The organism is Arcticibacter eurypsychrophilus, assembly GCF_001730525.1.
Lineage (GTDB): Bacteria > Bacteroidota > Bacteroidia > Sphingobacteriales > Sphingobacteriaceae > Arcticibacter > Arcticibacter eurypsychrophilus.
This window is the reverse complement of record NZ_MDFN01000010.1, coordinates 27,425-45,238: the sequence shown is the minus strand read 5'-3', so window position 1 is coordinate 45,238 and position 17,814 is coordinate 27,425. Positions and strand designations below refer to the sequence as shown.

At 39.4% G+C, this 17,814-nt stretch carries 14 protein-coding genes; 1 reads left to right on the top strand and 13 read right to left on the bottom strand.

Annotated features, from left to right (window positions below):
• Window positions 1–77 precede the first annotated feature (77 nt).
• Complete coding sequence (locus BFL47_RS07000) at window positions 78–1,970, top strand: RecQ family ATP-dependent DNA helicase (RefSeq protein ID WP_069659090.1); 1,893 nt, start codon at window positions 78–80, stop codon at window positions 1,968–1,970.
• Here the strand turns inward: BFL47_RS07000 and BFL47_RS06995 are convergent.
• The 13 genes from BFL47_RS06995 to BFL47_RS06935 form a co-directional block, all read right to left on the bottom strand.
• Complete coding sequence (locus tag BFL47_RS06995) at window positions 1,961–4,528, bottom strand: cation-translocating P-type ATPase (protein WP_069659089.1); 2,568 nt, start codon at window positions 4,526–4,528, stop codon at window positions 1,961–1,963. The genes BFL47_RS07000 and BFL47_RS06995 overlap by 10 nt on opposite strands.
• A gap of 190 nt (window positions 4,529–4,718) precedes the next feature.
• On the bottom strand, window positions 4,719–5,210 hold the full coding sequence (locus BFL47_RS06990) for a hypothetical protein (protein ID WP_069659088.1): 492 nt from the start codon (window positions 5,208–5,210) through the stop codon (window positions 4,719–4,721).
• 9 nt (window positions 5,211–5,219) lie between these two features.
• A complete protein-coding gene (locus tag BFL47_RS06985) occupies window positions 5,220–5,954 on the bottom strand; it encodes a rubrerythrin family protein (RefSeq protein ID WP_170827286.1) in 735 nt (244 codons plus the stop codon).
• Window positions 5,955–6,041: 87 nt separating this feature from the next.
• Window positions 6,042–7,409 carry a sensor histidine kinase gene (locus tag BFL47_RS06980; RefSeq protein ID WP_069659087.1) on the bottom strand — a complete coding sequence of 456 codons (1,368 nt, stop codon included), beginning with the start codon at window positions 7,407–7,409 and terminating at the stop codon, window positions 6,042–6,044.
• The gene (locus BFL47_RS06975) at window positions 7,406–8,083 is read right to left on the bottom strand and encodes a response regulator transcription factor (RefSeq protein ID WP_069659086.1); all 678 of its coding nucleotides are present in this window, start codon (window positions 8,081–8,083) and stop codon (window positions 7,406–7,408) included. The genes BFL47_RS06980 and BFL47_RS06975 overlap by 4 nt, the downstream gene beginning before the upstream one ends.
• Before the next feature lie 39 nt (window positions 8,084–8,122).
• Window positions 8,123–8,584: a DUF2231 domain-containing protein gene (locus BFL47_RS06970; RefSeq protein ID WP_069659085.1), complete on the bottom strand. Its 462-nt coding sequence runs from the start codon at window positions 8,582–8,584 to the stop codon at window positions 8,123–8,125.
• 145 nt (window positions 8,585–8,729) lie between these two features.
• A complete protein-coding gene (gene trpA, locus BFL47_RS06965) occupies window positions 8,730–9,500 on the bottom strand; it encodes a tryptophan synthase subunit alpha (RefSeq protein WP_069659084.1) in 771 nt (256 codons plus the stop codon).
• Window positions 9,500–10,681 carry a tryptophan synthase subunit beta gene (gene trpB / locus BFL47_RS06960; protein ID WP_069659162.1) on the bottom strand — a complete coding sequence of 394 codons (1,182 nt, stop codon included), beginning with the start codon at window positions 10,679–10,681 and terminating at the stop codon, window positions 9,500–9,502. Before trpB ends, trpA begins: the two co-directional genes overlap by 1 nt.
• A 5-nt stretch (window positions 10,682–10,686) precedes the next feature.
• Window positions 10,687–11,274 carry a phosphoribosylanthranilate isomerase gene (locus BFL47_RS06955; RefSeq protein ID WP_069659083.1) on the bottom strand — a complete coding sequence of 196 codons (588 nt, stop codon included), beginning with the start codon at window positions 11,272–11,274 and terminating at the stop codon, window positions 10,687–10,689.
• Between the two features lie 197 nt (window positions 11,275–11,471).
• Complete coding sequence (gene trpD, locus BFL47_RS06950; protein WP_069659082.1) at window positions 11,472–12,464, bottom strand: anthranilate phosphoribosyltransferase; 993 nt, start codon at window positions 12,462–12,464, stop codon at window positions 11,472–11,474.
• A 238-nt stretch (window positions 12,465–12,702) separates the two neighbouring features.
• Window positions 12,703–15,069, bottom strand: a complete 2,367-nt coding sequence (locus tag BFL47_RS06945) for an ABC transporter permease (RefSeq protein ID WP_069659081.1) — start codon at window positions 15,067–15,069, stop codon at window positions 12,703–12,705.
• A gap of 291 nt (window positions 15,070–15,360) precedes the next feature.
• The gene (locus tag BFL47_RS06940) at window positions 15,361–16,821 is read right to left on the bottom strand and encodes an AcvB/VirJ family lysyl-phosphatidylglycerol hydrolase (protein ID WP_211480952.1); all 1,461 of its coding nucleotides are present in this window, start codon (window positions 16,819–16,821) and stop codon (window positions 15,361–15,363) included.
• 32 nt (window positions 16,822–16,853) lie between these two features.
• A complete protein-coding gene (locus BFL47_RS06935) occupies window positions 16,854–17,573 on the bottom strand; it encodes a DUF1003 domain-containing protein (protein ID WP_069659080.1) in 720 nt (239 codons plus the stop codon).
• Window positions 17,574–17,814: the final 241 nt, after the last annotated feature.

The window sequence follows — 17,814 nt, the reverse complement described above, 5'->3', positions numbered from 1 at the left end:
ATACAAATGGTAACGATTACGCGGCAATAATTGTTATTTTCATAAATTCTGAAAGATATTAATGTATGTTTGATTCGATGACGATATACGAGATCCTGAAAAAATATTGGAACTACGACTCTTTCAGGCCGTTACAGGAAGATATTATCCAATCTGTTCTCGAAAAAAAAGATTCTTTGGCATTAATGCCAACAGGAGGAGGGAAGTCTATCTGTTTCCAGGTACCAGCAATGTTGCAATCCGGGATCTGTATTGTAGTATCGCCGCTTATTGCACTGATGAAAGATCAGGTAGAGAATTTAAAAGCAAGAGGAATAAATGCCGTATCAATAGTATCCGGAATGTCTAAGCGCGAAGTAGATATCCTCTTGGATAATTGCATATATGGGAAAATTAAATTTCTATACCTTTCTCCTGAACGCCTTTTATCACCAATAGTAAAAGAACGCATCAGTCACATGAACGTGAATCTCATCGCTGTCGATGAAGCACACTGTATTTCGCAATGGGGGTATGATTTCCGTCCGCCTTACTTAAGAATAACTGAACTAAGGGAATTACATCCACTCGTACCCATTCTTGCACTCACAGCCACCGCAACAGTACGCGTTATTGAGGATATTCAAAACAAGCTTGCCTTTAGAGTACATCATGTATTTTCAAAAAGCTTCAAAAGGAACAACCTGAGTTATGTGGTGTCTCATGAAGAAAATAAGATCCGCAAATTGCTTTCAGTCGCCAAGAATATAGAGGGGACAGGAATCGTATACGTTCGCAACCGCCGTCAAACGCAGGAAATATCTAAAATACTAAACAGTGCCGGTATTGAATCTGATTACTACCACGCAGGCCTGGAAACTCCCGAAAGGAGTTTAAAACAAAAAGCATGGATGAAAAACCAGAAACGGGTTATCGTTGCCACCAATGCTTTTGGGATGGGGATAGATAAACCGGATGTCCGTTTTGTGGTGCACATGGATATTCCTGAAAGTATGGAGGCCTATTATCAGGAGGCAGGAAGAGCAGGAAGGGATGATAAAAAAGCGTATGCGGTCATGTTATATCATGTAAGCGACCGCGATCTACTGGAAAAAAGACTAGAACTTAGCTTTCCAACCGTTCAGGAAATCAGGAATGTATACCAGTGTCTCGGTAATTATTATCAGATCGCACATGGTTCAGGGGAAGGACTTGTGCTTGAATTTGATATAGGTGACTTTTGTTCCCGGTTTAAGCTGGATGCCATAAAAACCATCAATGCGTTGAAGTATCTCGAGCACGATGAGTATGTAACGGTCTCAGAAAGTGTTTATCTCCCTTCCAGAGTTCAGATTATTGTCCCTCCTGAAGATCTTTATCGCTTTCAAATACAAAATGCTTTCTATGATTCGTTTATTAAGATTTTACTCCGTTCCTATGGGGGCATGTTTGATATATTTACTTCTATTCAGGAGTATGATGTAGCTAAGCGAGTAGGAAAAACCCGTCAGGAAGTAGCAGATATTCTCAATAAGCTTCAGGATTATAAGTTAATAAGTTACCTTCCTCAAACCGATAAACCTCAGCTTCAGTTTATCAAAGCAAGGGTGGTTACTGATAACATGTACCTCGATGTAAAGTACATGAATGAGCGAAAAGTCATCATGGAAGAGCACATTCGGTCTATACTGCATTATGCTGAAGCAAAGATCTGTCGCAATATCATGTTACTACACTATTTCAATGAGCCGAATGCGGCTAAATGTGGAATTTGCGATGTATGCCTGGAAGAAAAAAGACAGGCTAATTCAGCAGGTCTAACAGACCGCATCACCTATGAGCTGATTGATGTGCTGGCCGGTCAGCATCTCAACCTGGAAGACTTAATATCTTCCGTTCAGTCCGGTAACGAAAAAGAACGCATAGAAGTACTTCGGAATCTGATGGATGCAGGCAAGGTTAAAACCGATAGTGATAAGTATTATTTATGATTTATGGTTGTCTTCACCTTTATCAGGTATTTAATCAATTCAATAGCAACAGCAGATCCCAAGGTAACCAGTAGTACAATCTCCATCGCATTCCAATCCAGAACGCGCGTCTTAAAGATTGAATTGAAAACAGGAACATAGACCACTACCAGTTGCAATACGATAGTAAGCAGGATAGCCCCCCACATACCTGGGTTAGAGAAAATGCGGGACGAAAACATAGAATGATGTACAAAGCGAACCGATAAGGCATTCACCATCTGCACAAAACAAAGAACAGTAAAAACCATAGTTTGCTGTGTTCGGGTATCATATCCATGATGTACCGCAAAATATTGAGTAAATAAAGCCGCTATTGCCAGTACAATCCCGGTAGTTATAATTTTAACAGTAAGACCACCAGCAAATAAGTTTTCCTTAGGAGGACGGGGAGGCCGTTTCATAATATCTTTCTCTGCAGGTTCAGCCGCAAGAGCAAGACCCGGCAATCCATCCGTAACCAGGTTAATCCAAAGAATATGAATAGGAAGCAGGGGAATGGCCAAGCCTAAAAAAGGCGCAAGGAAAATGGTTAAGATCTCCCCTAAGTTGCAGGACAAAATATACAAAACGAACTTTCTGATATTATCATAAATTCTTCTTCCTTCTTTAACTGCTTTAACAATGGTCGCGAAATTATCATCAAGCAAAATCATATCAGCCGCCTCTTTAGATACATCCGTACCTGTAATGCCCATCGCCACACCAATGTCGGCCTGTTTTAATGAAGGCGCATCATTCACCCCATCACCAGTCATGGCTACAAATTCGCCGTTTGCCTGTAAAGCCTTTACAATGTTTAATTTCTGCTCCGGAGACACGCGTGCAAAAACAGCGATATGTTCAATTTCCCGAATTAGTTCCTCTTGAGAGAGATGAGTTAAATCAGCACCAGTTTTACTTTCAGCACCTTTCTCAATAATCTGCAAACGTTCCGCAATCGCAGAAGCAGTGAGAGGCTGATCTCCGGTAATCATTACAGACTTAATTCCTGCCGTTTTACATTCCTGGATAGCCGCAATAACCTCTTCCCGGGGCGGATCAATCATCGCAATCATCCCCAGAAATTCTAAATCCTTTTCCAGTTCTTCAGTCATCTCTGGTTTCTGATCGAAAACCCTATAGGCGAAAAACAACACACGTAAGCCTTCAGCCGCCCATTTGTGATTCATCTCCAGCCATTCAGGAATTTGCTCTTTATATTTTTCATCCAAAACCTCTACAATCTTCACCGGCGCACCCTTAACAAAAAGCAACCACTTATTCTGATGCTCATGTAAAGTACTCATCCGCATACGTACCGAATCAAATGGTACTTTTGCTATAAGTGGATATTTATCTTCAGAACTTTCTACCGAATGGCCCTTTTCCATGGCATGGCTTACCATGGCAGTTTCTGTCGAATCTCCCAGAAGCTCCTCATCTTCCGAAAGCCGCACCTCATTATTTAAAATCATGGCATGTCGAAGTAACTCTTCCTTTCCAGGAACAGCCCATGTATTTTCAACCGTCATCACATTTTGTGTCAGCGTTCCAGTTTTATCACTGCAGATATATGTAACAGAACCCAAAGTTTCTACGGCAGGCAACATGCGTACCAAAGCTTTTTGCCTCACCATTCTGCGGGCACCTCCAGCAAGCGCAATAGTAATAACAGCAGGCAAGGCTTCGGGCAAAGCTGCTACTGCCAGGGAAAGTGCCGTTAAAAACATCGTGAAAGGAGGCTCACCGCGCCAAAGTCCAAAGCCAAATACAACCAGACAAATCACGACCACAATTACCGCAAGTTGTTTACTGAATACTTCCAGCCGTTTTTGAAGTGGAGTTTTCTGATCGTTAACATCGAGCAAACCTGCAATTTTACCCAGCTCAGTATTCATTCCAGTAGTCGTTACCACTGCTTTTGCAGTACCATTACTGATAATAGTACCCTTAAAAATCATATTATGCTGATCACCGGGAAGCAAATCAGGCTTTTTAATCGCAGCTATTATTTTATCAATCGTATGGCTTTCTCCCGTTAAAGCAGCTTCCTCTGTTTTAAATGAACTTACTTCCAATAACCGAGCATCGGCAGGTACAATATCTCCAGCCTCCAGTAAGAGCAGATCTCCAGGAACAAGTTCCGTTGTCTCCACCTTAACAGGATGTCCTTCCCGCAGCACCAATGCATGTTGTGAAGACATCTTTTGCAACATACGTACCGATTCCTCCGCATTATTCTCCTGCGTATAACCAATTATTGCATTTCCGATAATGATGGCAAGAATAACATAGGCGTCCGTATGTTCCCCTACAAGAAAGGAAATTATCGCAGCAACAATCAGGATGATGATCATCACATCCTTAAACTGATTCAGTAAAATAATGAATTTACTTTTTTGCTTAGCAGCCTTTAAGCTGTTATCTCCAAATTCTTTACGAAGGTCTGCGATGTCCGCATTCTTTAACCCGGATGACGTTGATGATTTAAGTTGTTTTAAAACTTCTTCTTTACTGAGCTGATACCAGACTGACATTATACTATTTCAAGGATGTACTATACTAAGTCAATCCATTATTCTTCATTTTGTTTTGCAAGAAAAGGAATAAAAGAAAAACAGAGGCTTAAAACAGTTGCTGCTTAAAAATGAAAACTATTCCTTAAAAAGGTTTTATCAAGATAAGAGATTCTTAAAGGAATAGTTTTAAAGATGATTGTTCAGCTAGTTAATCATCATCTTTATCTCCGGCTTTTACACCATTCAAATCTTGTACAGTGTTAGAGCTAATCTCAATGTGCCTGATTTGTCCTCCAAGATATCCCGTTCTCGCCACTATCCCAAAGCTTATTAAAGAAACAACAAGCATCATTATTGATGCATTCTTTACCAGTGAGCTGTTTTTATAAGTGATAAAAGCAGCAGGGAAGGATAGTGCGCCTAAAATGATTAAACTAACTAAAGCAACCATGGCTGAATCTGCATGCAGTTCAATTATGTTTTCCGAAACCCCTTGTAACCTTTCAATTGATTCTTCAGTGCCTTCGCCTGTCAGGTAAGCAATTCCAGCACCAAAGGCTGAAATTATAAAAAGGATATAGGCTGCTATTTTTGTTTGATTGCTTTTGCTCCATAATCCGTAACCTAATACGATGGCTCCTAGCAACGAACCAAAAATTGGAAGATGGGTGATGATTAAATGCAAATGAACTTGACTCATATCCGTAATTTAAACAGAGGTTAATTTTAAAAATTTATCTGAACTAGTCATTGAAATTCCACAGCGTGCTGGAGCAGTAGTTTCATATGTATTGCCACAAGTTGAACAGATATAAAAAACAGACGGTAAATTTTTATCCGTTTTATTATTCAGTGCTATTAAAGCTGTTGTGTACATTACTTTATGTTTTTTTTCTGTTTTATAGGCATAATTCAAGCTTATAAGGGCCATTTGATTATTTGCAGTATTTGCAGTTGTAATAAAGTCAGGATACATAGTGGTTACCTCATATGTTTCTCCTTTAATGGCATCTTCTAAGTTTTCTTTGGTTGATTTTATAGTAAATTCAGGTTTTATCGTAGGCAGGACAGTACCTGATTCTTGCAACACGGCTTTATGGTTGTTCGCATGAATGTTTTCAGATGTAGAAGCTGCCTTGAAAAGTAAAGCGATTTGATGATAACCCTCTTGCTCTGCCTTTTTGGAGTATGCAGCATATTTTGCACTTGCAGTGGTTTCACCTTTAAATGCAGCCAGCATATTTTCAGTGGTTTTAGCCTTTACATCTGTGCCTTGTTTTACCAATGATTCGTTTCCCTCATTTTCCTTGCCTTCATTTTCCTCAGATTTACTTTCATTTTGTTCCGGTGATTTCATAGCAGTATTCTTACCCGAATTTCCACAAGAAGTAAGTATCATGCCGCTTAATGAGATTAATACCGTAATAATTAATAGCTTTTTCATTTTTATAGTTTTTGAATAAATGATACCACAAAAATGCATCTGCAATCCTTCAGGATAACTGTATGATTTCTTAAGATTGGCTTAAGTTTACCTTGGAAATCTCAATGAAAAGGTCGTTTCTCCTGCAATACTTACGACTGAAATATCAATATGAAGTAAATCGGTCAATTTTTTTACTATTGCCAAGCCCAAACCACTTCCTGAAACCTTTGAGTTTCTTGATTCATCTGTTCTGTAAAAGCGGTTAAATAAAAAAAGTATTTGCTCTGGTGTGATACCGGGACCATCATTTATTATGCACATGGTGTTGCTTTTTTTATCCCAATTACAGTATATTTTACCACGGTCTAAACCATATTTTAAGGCATTACTGAAGAGGTTATCTGCAATCATGGCAAGGAAGAACTTATCTGAGAAAACAATTGTTTCCTCCGGAATATCGATTGACAACTGTATGGACCTATTTGTTATTTCTTTTTCCCATTTAAGTGCAGCTTCTGCCATTATTAGATCCAGCGATACCATTTCCCTCTTACTTGATCCTGATTCCAATCGTGCCAATTGCAATAATTGATCTAATAATTGATTTAATCTGTCTGTTTGCCCGATCACATTTTTTATTTTTTCTTCATATTGTCCAGGATCTCTTTCTTTACGAATGAGTATCTCCAATGTGCCTCTTATGCCTGCAAGGGGAGTTCGTATTTCATGTGAGGCATCAGCAGTGAATTGTTTCTGTTGTTGAATGCTGATCTCTATTCTGCTTAGTAATTCGTTTATGGTGTTTGCAAGCTGATATAATTCATCTTCATTTTCCGGTAATGGTAGTCTTGTATTGATATTCGAATCGTTAATACTTGATGCTGTCCTGATTAATTGATGCACAGGAGCAATCGCTTTTGAAGCGGCTATATAAATAACAATATAGAGCACAAATAAAAGAATAGGGAAGGCAATGCAAAGGGTGAAAAGCAAATTATTCAATACATTGTGCGACTCTTGTTGAGAAATGCCTATTGTTAATTGTCCTATAGTTTTTCCATCATCATTAATTACGGGAAATTGACCCAATCTCAACCGTTGTTTATCAATTTGAGAATTAAAAAAGATTTCTTTTTTAGTAGAGGGGTTGAATAGAAAAGTGATCTTTTGTAGATTAGCTGATTTAAATACCATCCGGTCTTTATTATCCACTATCTGAATAAACGTTGGGTTGATTTCTACTTTATTATGTTCAGCCTCTTCCCACTCAGGCATTTTATTGATGATTATAAGGTCTCCTTTCCAGTCGAGTGTATTTAAAATCTCTTCTTTTTCCTGCGTAATATCATTATCCAAATGCCGGTAAGAACTGAAATGTACTACCCCATATATCACAATAAAAACAATTGCTGTTGTTATTGCAACGGCAAGCGTATTAAACAAAGCAATTCGTTTTTTAAAGCTTACTTTCATAAATGAGGATTTACCCGATAACCTATGCCACGAATAGTTTGAATAAATGACACTTTGCCCCCATCATCCAGCTTTTTTCGAAGCGCATTAATGAATACGTCAATTACAGAGGTATCTTTATCAAAATGGATATCCCAGATTTTTTCAATGATGCGGGTGCGTCTGCATACTTTACCTTTATTGCGAAGCAGATGCTCTAACAATGCAAACTCCTTTTGTGTTAGCTCTATAGAAAGGTTGTTTTTTGTCACCTGATGGGTGTCGGTGTTCAGTACGATGCTATTTGTTTCAAATACAGTTTGCTCACCTTCTTTGTTCCGCAGCAGCACCTTGATCCTGGCCAATAGTTCTTCAAAAGCAAATGGTTTTTTAAGGTAATCATTTGCACCGGCTTCCAAACCGAAAATAGTATCATCAACGGTGTCTTTAGCCGTTAAAAATATTACAGGTACTATTTTGTTTATTTTTCTGATATTTCTACATATTTCTATACCACTCAGGCCAGGCAGCATCCAGTCCAGTAGTATAATATCATATTCGTTGATATTTTCTATGGCCATGTTAAGCCCAAGTCGGCCATTTATTGCCACATCAACTGCAAATCCTTCTTCTTCCAATCCTTCTTTTAAGAAACCGGCAATAGCTGTTTCATCTTCTGCCAATAAAATTCTCATAGGGTTAAGTTAGATAAAATATCTACTATCTTGTCCAATTTAATCCGGAGAAGAAAAATCAGGTAATGCCAACGTAACACCTGCTCCATGTTTATAAACCAACTCGCCGCCAAGATATCCTGTCCTAGAAATTAATCCGATAACACCAGCAAAGAGTAGTATGCTCAGAATCCTAAATAAAGGCCTATCGTATTTAAGAAAATAGATGACCAGATAAACCACAGCGGTGAAAATAGTTACCCAAAGAGATAACGTTGCAGCTTGTTCATGCAGCAAAAGTGCAGTATTCAATGAGCCTTCTTCCATTCCTTCTCCTGCTACATGACCTGCCAGATAGGCAACAACTGTGCCTAGGGTACCTGAAATTATTAGGTAAAACGCAGATTGATGGAAAAAATCTTTATTGTAAAAAAAAGCAATAATCTCCGACATAAAGCCGAAAATTAATAAGGCGATTGGAAAGTGAACGGACATTGCATGAAAGTGTGTTGCTGATATCATAACGATAATTTACCGTAAAGATCGTACGTTTCTATTCAGAACACTTTAATAGAATCTTAAGATTAGCTTAAGATTCTATCGGATACCGTTCTATGCTGACTGTAGCATATTTCATTTAATCATATATACATAGCTTTGCAGGTAATTACCCTTTTAACTCCTTTATGAATTTCGGAATCTGCTCCATATAATGATCCTTTTCTAATATTTTCACAAAAGCCGTTCCTACAATAGCCCCATTCGCATATTCACTTGCCTTAGCAAAACTAGTATGATCTGAAATACCAAAGCCAATCATCGTTGGGTTCTTGAGCTGCATGTTCTTGATCCTTGAAAAATAGTTTTCCGTCTGATCAGAAACATTTAAATCCTTTCCAGTTGTAGATGAAGAAGATAAAAGATATATGAACCCATTACTCAGCTCATCAATCTTTTGAATGCGCTCATCAGATGTTTGAGGTGTAATCAGAAATACATTGCTAATTTCATTCATGCTAAAATATTCCTGGTACAAATCCTCATATTCATACATCGGAAGATCAGGGATAATCATCCCATCTACACCTACTTCCTTACAAGAGGAACAAAAATGTTCCACTCCATATTGCAATAAAGGGTTAAAATAACCCATTAAAAGTACAGGTATCGTTACCCTGCTTCTCAGTTCTTTCAATTGCTCAAACAGCACCTTAATGGTCATTCCATTATTGATTGCTGTAAGTGAACTGTGCTGAATAACCGGTCCATCTGCCAATGGATCGGAGTAAGGGATGCCGATCTCAAGAAAATCTGCACCTGCCTTTTCAAGCGCTTCAGCAATATCCACAGTGCTATTCAAATCCGGATACCCGGCAGTAAAATATATAGAGAGTAACGATTCTTTCTTCTGTTCAAAAAGTTGATTAATTCTGTTCATTATAGTCCGAAATATTTCATGTAGGTATCCAAATCTTTGTCTCCACGTCCTGAAAGACAAACTACAACGGTATCATCTTCTTTAAACTTCATCTTACCCAGATAAGCTAAAGCATGAGCTGTTTCAATAGCCGGAATAATTCCTTCCAGTTTAGAAAGCTCCATTCCTGCCAACATAGCCTCATCATCAGTGATACTCACATATAAAGCTCTTCTGGATGTAAACAGATGGGCATGTTGGGGACCAATTCCAGGGTAATCCAAACCAGCAGAAATAGAATAAGGCTCAACAACCTGTCCATCCTCCGTTTGCATCACCAAAGAGCGGCTTCCATGAAGCACTCCTTCTTTTCCCAATAGTGTAGTCGCTGCCGATTCACCCGAATCCACACCCTTTCCAGCTGCTTCTACAGCAATTAACTTCACATCCTCATCAGCCAGAAAATGATAAAACATGCCCATGGCATTACTTCCGCCACCTACACAAGCCAGTACATAATCAGGAGTCGACTTGCCTGTCTTCTCCTGCAACTGCCATTTAGTTTCCTCAGAAATGATCGATTGAAAACGGGCAACCATATCAGGATAGGGGTGAGGTCCAACCACCGATCCTAAAATATAATGCGTATCAGTAGGGTGGTTAATCCAGTCGCGCAGCGCTTCATTTGTCGCATCTTTTAAAGTCTGACTTCCTGAAGTAGCCGGAATAACGGTAGCGCCCATCATTTTCATACGGGCTACGTTAGGAGCCTGACGTTCGATATCAACGGCACCCATATAAACAATACATTCAAGGCCCTTCAATGCGCAAACCGTAGCCGTAGCCACACCATGCTGACCAGCTCCCGTCTCTGCTATAATCCTCTTTTTACCCAAACGCTCTGCTACCAGAATTTGTCCTACCGTATTATTTATCTTGTGCGCTCCAGTATGGTTTAAATCTTCACGCTTCAAATAAATCTTAGCGCCGTATTTTTTAGAAAGACGTTCTGCCAGAAACAAGGGCGAAGGACGTCCCACATAATCTTTAAGCAGCATCACATATTCTTCCTGAAATTTAGGATCCTCTATAAACTCGAGGTATTTTTCTCTTAGTTCTTTGATGTTGGGATACAACATCTCCGGAATATAAGCACCCCCGAAAACTCCGTAATATCCTTTTTCATCTACTTGATAATTCATAACCTTCATTTAAAAATCTTTTTTAACTTACTATAATCCTTTATGCCGGGAGATAATTCAAACTTGCTGTTCAAATCAACCGCATATAACCGGCTGTCATTTATTTGGGCAATAGTATCCAATTGATCCAGATCGATCCCCCCACTTAAAAAGAATGGTTTATTCGTATTGTTTTGACGAAGTAACTCCCAATCGAAAACTTTACCTGATCCACCATGTTGAGCAGTACTGGTATCGAATAAAAAATAATCTACCGCATCCAGGTAATTTTCAAGTGATTTAAAGTCAAAGTTTGCATGAATGCCAAACGCTTTAATAACTTCAATACCCTTTTCTTTTATTTTGAGGCAGAATTCAGGCGATTCATTTCCATGGAGTTGTACAGCATCCAATTGTAGCTCAGTACCCCACTTAGCTATCGTAGCAAGATCAGCATTGACAAATACGCCGGTTTTTTTTATAGAAGAAGGGAGTTGCCTAACTATTTCCGCATCTACTTCTCCTGCATATCTGGAAGATAAAGGATAGAAAATAAAGCCCATATAATCTGGTTCCAGTGCAGCAATCTCCAGAATATTTGCAGTGTCTCTCATTCCGCAAACCTTAATTTTCCTAGCTCTATTCGTTAATATATCCACAAACCCTATTTTTTTGTAGCCTTTCAGCTAATATTTATAAGCTTAAATTTTCCTTACTTATTTTGTTAAAGCCACCGCTCTTAAATCCTTACCCGTCGCTTCTAATATATTTACGCAAAATCATGCTTTAACCTTTGATTGACTGACCTTTTTTATTTAACAGCCAATAAATTACTGAAACTTTTGAGTGCCTTTTTCGAAAGAAGTGATTCCTCTGCCTCATAAAAACAGTCTGAAAATGATTTATCAGGATGAATCGTCTTAATCGCTAATGCCGCATTTGTCAGCACTACATTATTTTGCGCTGTCGTCGCATTCCCCTGCAAAACATCTTTAAATATATTTGCCGATTGTTCTACTGTACTTCCCCCTGTAATCTCCTGAGGATTTACTTTTTCAAAGCCCAGTTGATCCAATGTATACAACTTTTCCCCATAATTGGAGTACGTCTTAAAGCTCCCGGTTAGTGAAATTTCATCGTAACCATCTAAAGCATGTACAATGGTGTAATTTTTATCCGTTTTCTGATAGAGGTATCCATATAACCGTGCCAGCTCCAAACTAAATACCCCTACAACCTGGTATTTAGGTTTAGCCGGATTAACCATTGGCCCAAGCATATTAAAGAACGTTTTAACGCCCAGCTCCTTACGGACGGGAGCAACATTCTTCATTGCGGAATGAAATAGCGGCGCATGCAGAAAGCATATTCCTGCTTGCTCCACGCTTTTTTGAAGTAAGCCAGGGTCATTGGTGAACTGATATCCCAAATGTTCCATCACGTTGGATGAACCACAACCAGATGATACTCCATAATTTCCATGTTTGGCGACCAGGTAACCCGCACCTGCCACTACAAAAGACGCAAGGGTAGAGATATTAAAGGTATCTTTTCCATCTCCGCCTGTACCACATAAATCTATCAAACTATATTGTTCAAGTCCAGGATCCAGACAAAGCTCCAGCATCGCGTCGCGAAACCCTTCCAGTTCCTCCAAAGTGATACTTCTCATGCAATAGGCAGTCATAAAAGCGGCCATTTGAGATTGGGTGTATTTTCCCTTCGTAATGTTTTTCAAAATTCCTTTAGCTTCTTCAGAATTAAAGGTCTTGCGTTCGAATAATCGGTTTAATATCTCTTTCATTTGATCATTTCTTTGCCCGGCAGGACAAAAAAAAAGGTTGTCTGCCGGACAACCTTTTGTATGTTATTTGAAAATATACATTTACGGTTAGCCTCTACGATCGCTCGCATTGCCATAACCAAAGAATTTGTACATTGTTTGTGTTCATGATTTGGTTACAAATATGAGCATTTCTTTGTTAATAAGTAAAATTAATTTCAAATATAGATTAATAGTCTGCAACTGTTTTAGCCATAATTTATTCACTCCTTAAACTCTTCACCGGATTAGTCAACACAGCACGTATTGCCTGCCAACTTACCGTAATAAGACAAATAAGCAGGCTCAATAGCAGTGTAACTGCGAATACCCAAATACTTATTGAAGTATGATACGTATATTTTGCCAGCCATTGGCCCATATAATACCAGCTGATAGTTGACCCTATAATAAAAGAGAGACAAACCAGTCCCAAAAACTCCTTTGATAAATTTAACCACAGGTTACCGGCTGAAGCACCCAAAACTTTACGGATGCCTATTTCTTTACGACGTTGTTCTGCAGAGAAAGAAGCTAAACCGAAAAGACCTAAACATGATATGACCACAGCCAGACAGGTAAACCCGGCAGACATGGTACCCAATAGCTCCTCTTGTGCGAATTTCTGACTGAATTTCTCATCAGTGAACTTATATTCGAAGGGGAAATTAGGATTATGTTTTTTATAAATACCCTTTAATAACGCCAGGCTTTTTGATACAGATTGTTTAGGGTTAAGCCGTAATCCAATATTGCCTTGCCAATCTTTCATAAAGCCGATTATGGCAGGCTTTACCGGTTCATAAGGCGATCCCCATTTGAAATTATCCACTACGCCCACAACTGTACGCTGGGATTCCTGCCATTTAATTTGCTGACCTATTGGTTCTTTAAGCCTCATCATTTTCACGGCTGCAAGATTAAGAATGACCCCGTTAGAATCGGATGGGCGGCTTATATCAAAATCCCTTCCCGCAATAAGCTTTAAACCATAGGTGCTGATAAAATGCCACGAAACTGCTATCTGGTCAATAGTTGTTTTATCCTCACCGGGTAATTGTCCATGCCATTCAACTCCCCATGTGCTGCTTTGGTTTTCAGTAATTGGACCGGAAGTTAACGCTCCATCCATTATGGCACCAGCGTTTACTGCCTCCTGCCGGAAAGACTCGAATTCAGTAAGCATGTCCCCCTCGGATGTTAGCTCAACTAAACCATTGCGATCATAACCCACGGGCTGGTCCTTAATGTAACTGATTTGTTTGTAAATAAATATACTTGAAACTATAAGGCAAATAGCAAATGAAAATTGTACAACAACCAGTACCTGTCTGGGTTTTATGGTTCCTGTTGTTAATATAACCTGTCCTTTAAGAACTTTGACCGGCTTAAACGATGATAGGAAAATGGCTGGATAGCTTCCTGCTAATAAGCCTGTTGCAATAGTTACTCCTAAAGCAGCGAACCAGGCTAATGGATTTTTATAAGGGATAGAGAGCTGTAGATGGATCAGCGAATTGAAATAAGGCAAAAGCACCATCATGAACAGGATTGCCAGTACAAACGAGACCAAGGCCATGATAAGAGACTCACCCATAAATTGCTGAATGAGTGTGAACCGGTCAGCACCCATAACTTTGCGAACACCAACCTCACGAGCTCTACGAGCGGAGCGAGCTGTGGAGAGATTCATGAAATTAATACAGGCAATCGCTAAGATGCCAATGGCCAAAAAAAGGAATAGTCTTACATAGTCAATAGCACCACCAGTGTTTACCCCATTTTTAAAATCACTATACAAGTGCATCCTGGTAAAATCATACAGAAAGATGCTGTTCTCTTTGTTATCAGGATCATAGCGACCAATCAGGCCTTTTAGTTTTTTATTTAAAGTGCCAACCGAGGTTCCATCACGGAGCAAGGCATAAGTGAAATAGGAGTAGTTTCCCCAACCGGCAGTTTTTATCCAAGGTTGCTGTTGCTCCAGACCGCTCCATGGAATAAGCGCCTCGAAGTTAAAAGTTGAATTACCTGGGAGATCCTTTATGATCGCGCTAACTGTTAAGGGGGTCTTATCGTTGAATTTTATTACCCGTCCAACTGGGTTTTCATTGCCAAATATGGCTTTTGCTCCCGACTGTGTGAGCACAATTGATGAAGGGTCAGATAAAGCACTCTGTTTATTGCCAGATATAAAATCAAAGCTGAACATATTAAGCAACGAAGGGTCGGCCGCCATGGTGGTTATTTTCAATGCCTTGTTGTTGTAATTCACCAGATTAGGATAGCCCCAGTTGGTGCGCGCTACCTGTTCTATTTCCGGATAATCCTTTAACATAACCCCAGCAAGTTTTACAGGCGTAGGCCTACCTGTATTGATGATACCGTTGGATTCCTTATTGCGCAAAACGGTATATAAGCGACCGGCATTCGTGTTGAATTTATCGAAGCTAAACTCATTATAAACGTATAAAAGCAGCATAAAGCTTACGGCCATGCCAACGGCAAGCCCACCAATATTAATAAGGCTATACAACCTGTTTTTAAATAAGGTACGCCAGGCAATTATGAAGTAGCTTTTTATCATAATGAGGTTCAATTTTCTTCAATAGTTCATTGACATACATCTAAAATATATGCCAATAACGTAAATCGCTAATTGATAGCTAATTAGTTAATAGGCCAGCCACCCGATTGTTCGTAATCGTCACACCTTGTGTTCGTTAATGATACAACTTCCCTCCATAATTCAATATTTGCTATGAAGTTTGATTCCTCATTGCATAAAGATACGGGACTGTCTCATGATACAGGCTAAAATCGAAAAATGAATGATGAAACAACCCGTATTATGACATAAAGAATTTTGAACAATAAGCTATTTTACGTCCAGGAAATCAGAAATTCGGGATGCAATAAGCGAATAATTATTATCAAAATGATGACTCCCCGGTATCATTCCAACTTTGATACCTGCCTTTTTAAACAGTTCTGCTGTTTCAGCGTCCTCCTGCTGCCCGAAATAACAAATAGGATGAAAGGCTTTTATTTTCTGTTCCTCTCTGAGCACATCATAATCTTCGCCGCTACCAGCCACGCCCAGCATGTCGGCAACATGGATTTCAAAATCGGCAGTTACCTCCGGTGATAACGATACCACTCCAATGAGTTTCTGCTTCAGTTGTTCGTTTAGCCTGGAAGCAATAAAGGGCACCACACTAGCTCCGAAAGAATACCCAGCTAGTATAAATGATTCTTTTTGATATTGTTGAAGGTAATGTAAAACAGCCTTGCTCACATCTGAACTTGTTTCCCTCGGAGTTTTTTCATTCCAAAAATACTTTTGTGCGTCCAGCCCGATCACGGTCAATTTTTTTCCGGCTAAAGCTTCAGCCAATGACTGGTCAAAGCTGGTCCATCCCCCGTCACCTGAAATCATAAAAACCAGGGGAGCATCGCTTTTTACAACAGTAGGGATTACCGACAGTGGCATGTCGCCTGGCAGAGGGTCCAGTCTTTTTCGTTTTAGTACTTCATTCTTTGATTCCTGCACCTGCGTGAAGGAAGGAGCCTGCAGAATTTTCTTATAGGCATCCATAAACTGGGGCATCCAGTTGCTGTGTACAGAGAAACCATGCCCGACTTTGGAAAGAGTAATCAGTTCTGCTTCTACCATGCCTGAGAGAAACTCTTTGGTGGCCTCGTAGGGGCACACCTGGTCGGTTATCCCATTCAGGACGATAAAGGGAGCACTAAGCTTTGCAGCTTTTTCAATGAAAAATGTTCCGGCAGCCTTCATCTTATGCGATTTAAGTCCTGCTCCTTCGCATAATTGTTTCCATGTTTTAAGATCAGGGCAAAAACCAAGTGACAAAGCCCCTTTAAATGTGTTGGCCGGCGCCTGTACAAGCATTGCGTAAACCAGTGTAGCCCCTGAAGAATAACCAACAAGAACCGGTTTCTGATAGGCCGGGAAATGGAATTTCTTCTGAAGCATCAGGCTAAGCCGCTCGAAGTCTGCAGCTGGATAAAAGCAGGACAATTTTTGACGATATAGTGATTTTAAGTAATGCCGAATGTCGATGCCAGCTACCATTGCTCCTTCAGTAGCAAGGCTTTTAGCCATTTGTATTACTCCTTCATTCCATCCTCCGTCTCCCGAAACAAAGAGGACCAGTGATTCAGGCTTTCCTTCAGGATGATAGAGTTGGATCTGTTCAAACGGCCCGTATTTTAAAGAGTCTAGCCTTTTTTCAGCTTTTACAGTGACCACAGTTGATATAAAAAGAATGAGTACCTCAGTGATGCGGAGACTGATCTGCTGGAAGTTCATAAACATATCTGCTGGTAATAAATAAAGGGTATTATCATTTAGTTTTCATGTTTCGAAAGATTATCCCGGTCTTTCTTATCAGCCATATCTTCTAGAAGATCCATCTGCATCTGCTGCAATTCCAATAGTTTCTGGGTCTGGTGCATCATCAGATGATCAATTTTCTCATGAAGCATCCTGATTTCAAGCTCAGCCTTGAGATTTACTTTATAATCATATTCACTTCTCTGGCGATCCTTGGTCTCCTGCCTGTTCTGACTCATCATAATTACCGGAGCCTGCAAAGCTGCAATACAGGATAGAATCAGGTTCATAAGAATATAGGGATAGGGATCAAAAGCTTTGGTCGCAAGGATAATAGAGTTTAATAAAATCCATAGAAGCAGTAAGGTAAAGAAGAAAATAATAAAAGTCCAGCTTCCGCCAAAAGTAGCTACCCTGTCTGCAAGTCGCTGTCCGAAGTTGGGATTTTTAGAATCACCTTTAGCTAGATTCTCCGACACCAGTTCCTGCCCAGCTATAGCCTGTATCACTTCCTGTTCCATTTTATCAAGGTCTCCTGATTCATCAATGATAATACTTTCAAGATATTTCTGACGGTAAATTTTTAGCGCTTCCTGACTGATAAGAACCTCGCTGGTAATTTTAGGATAGTCTTTTTTGATGAAGTCCAACAGATTTCTCCTAATGGTATCAGCGTGGACCAGATCTTTTTTTTCAAATTCTTTTCCTGTGATAAAACATTTTTCTTTTCCCATTGATATTTTATGCCTGATAAATTTAATTAGAATAGGGTGCAATAGCCTGAATTGTCTGTTAAACTTAATATAATCCTATGACAAGAGTAACACTGATATAAATGATTCCAAATTGAATCTATGTTGAGTCCGACATAAGTCCATGTTTTGACAGTAATACATGGACTTATGTCGGACTTATTATAGCAACATTATGCCATCATTAACTCAAACGTTACCATCAATCCCCAGTAAATCAAAG

Excerpts from the sequence above, each read along its gene's own strand:
- BFL47_RS07000 (WP_069659090.1), top strand. The coding sequence starts at position 78 with ATGACGATATACGAGATCCTGAAAAAATATTGGAACTACGACTCTTTC.
- BFL47_RS06995 (WP_069659089.1), bottom strand. The coding sequence starts at position 4,528 with ATGTCAGTCTGGTATCAGCTCAGTAAAGAAGAAGTTTTAAAACAACTT.
- BFL47_RS06990 (WP_069659088.1), bottom strand. The coding sequence starts at position 5,210 with ATGAGTCAAGTTCATTTGCATTTAATCATCACCCATCTTCCAATTTTT.
- BFL47_RS06985 (WP_170827286.1), bottom strand. The coding sequence starts at position 5,954 with ATGAAAAAGCTATTAATTATTACGGTATTAATCTCATTAAGCGGCATG.
- BFL47_RS06980 (WP_069659087.1), bottom strand. The coding sequence starts at position 7,409 with ATGAAAGTAAGCTTTAAAAAACGAATTGCTTTGTTTAATACGCTTGCC.
- BFL47_RS06975 (WP_069659086.1), bottom strand. The coding sequence starts at position 8,083 with ATGAGAATTTTATTGGCAGAAGATGAAACAGCTATTGCCGGTTTCTTA.
- BFL47_RS06970 (WP_069659085.1), bottom strand. The coding sequence starts at position 8,584 with ATGATATCAGCAACACACTTTCATGCAATGTCCGTTCACTTTCCAATC.
- trpA (WP_069659084.1), bottom strand. The coding sequence starts at position 9,500 with ATGAACAGAATTAATCAACTTTTTGAACAGAAGAAAGAATCGTTACTC.
- trpB (WP_069659162.1), bottom strand. The coding sequence starts at position 10,681 with ATGAATTATCAAGTAGATGAAAAAGGATATTACGGAGTTTTCGGGGGT.
- BFL47_RS06955 (WP_069659083.1), bottom strand. The coding sequence starts at position 11,274 with ATGAGAGACACTGCAAATATTCTGGAGATTGCTGCACTGGAACCAGAT.
- trpD (WP_069659082.1), bottom strand. The coding sequence starts at position 12,464 with ATGAAAGAGATATTAAACCGATTATTCGAACGCAAGACCTTTAATTCT.
- BFL47_RS06945 (WP_069659081.1), bottom strand. The coding sequence starts at position 15,069 with ATGATAAAAAGCTACTTCATAATTGCCTGGCGTACCTTATTTAAAAAC.
- BFL47_RS06940 (WP_211480952.1), bottom strand. The coding sequence starts at position 16,821 with ATGTTTATGAACTTCCAGCAGATCAGTCTCCGCATCACTGAGGTACTC.
- BFL47_RS06935 (WP_069659080.1), bottom strand. The coding sequence starts at position 17,573 with ATGGGAAAAGAAAAATGTTTTATCACAGGAAAAGAATTTGAAAAAAAA.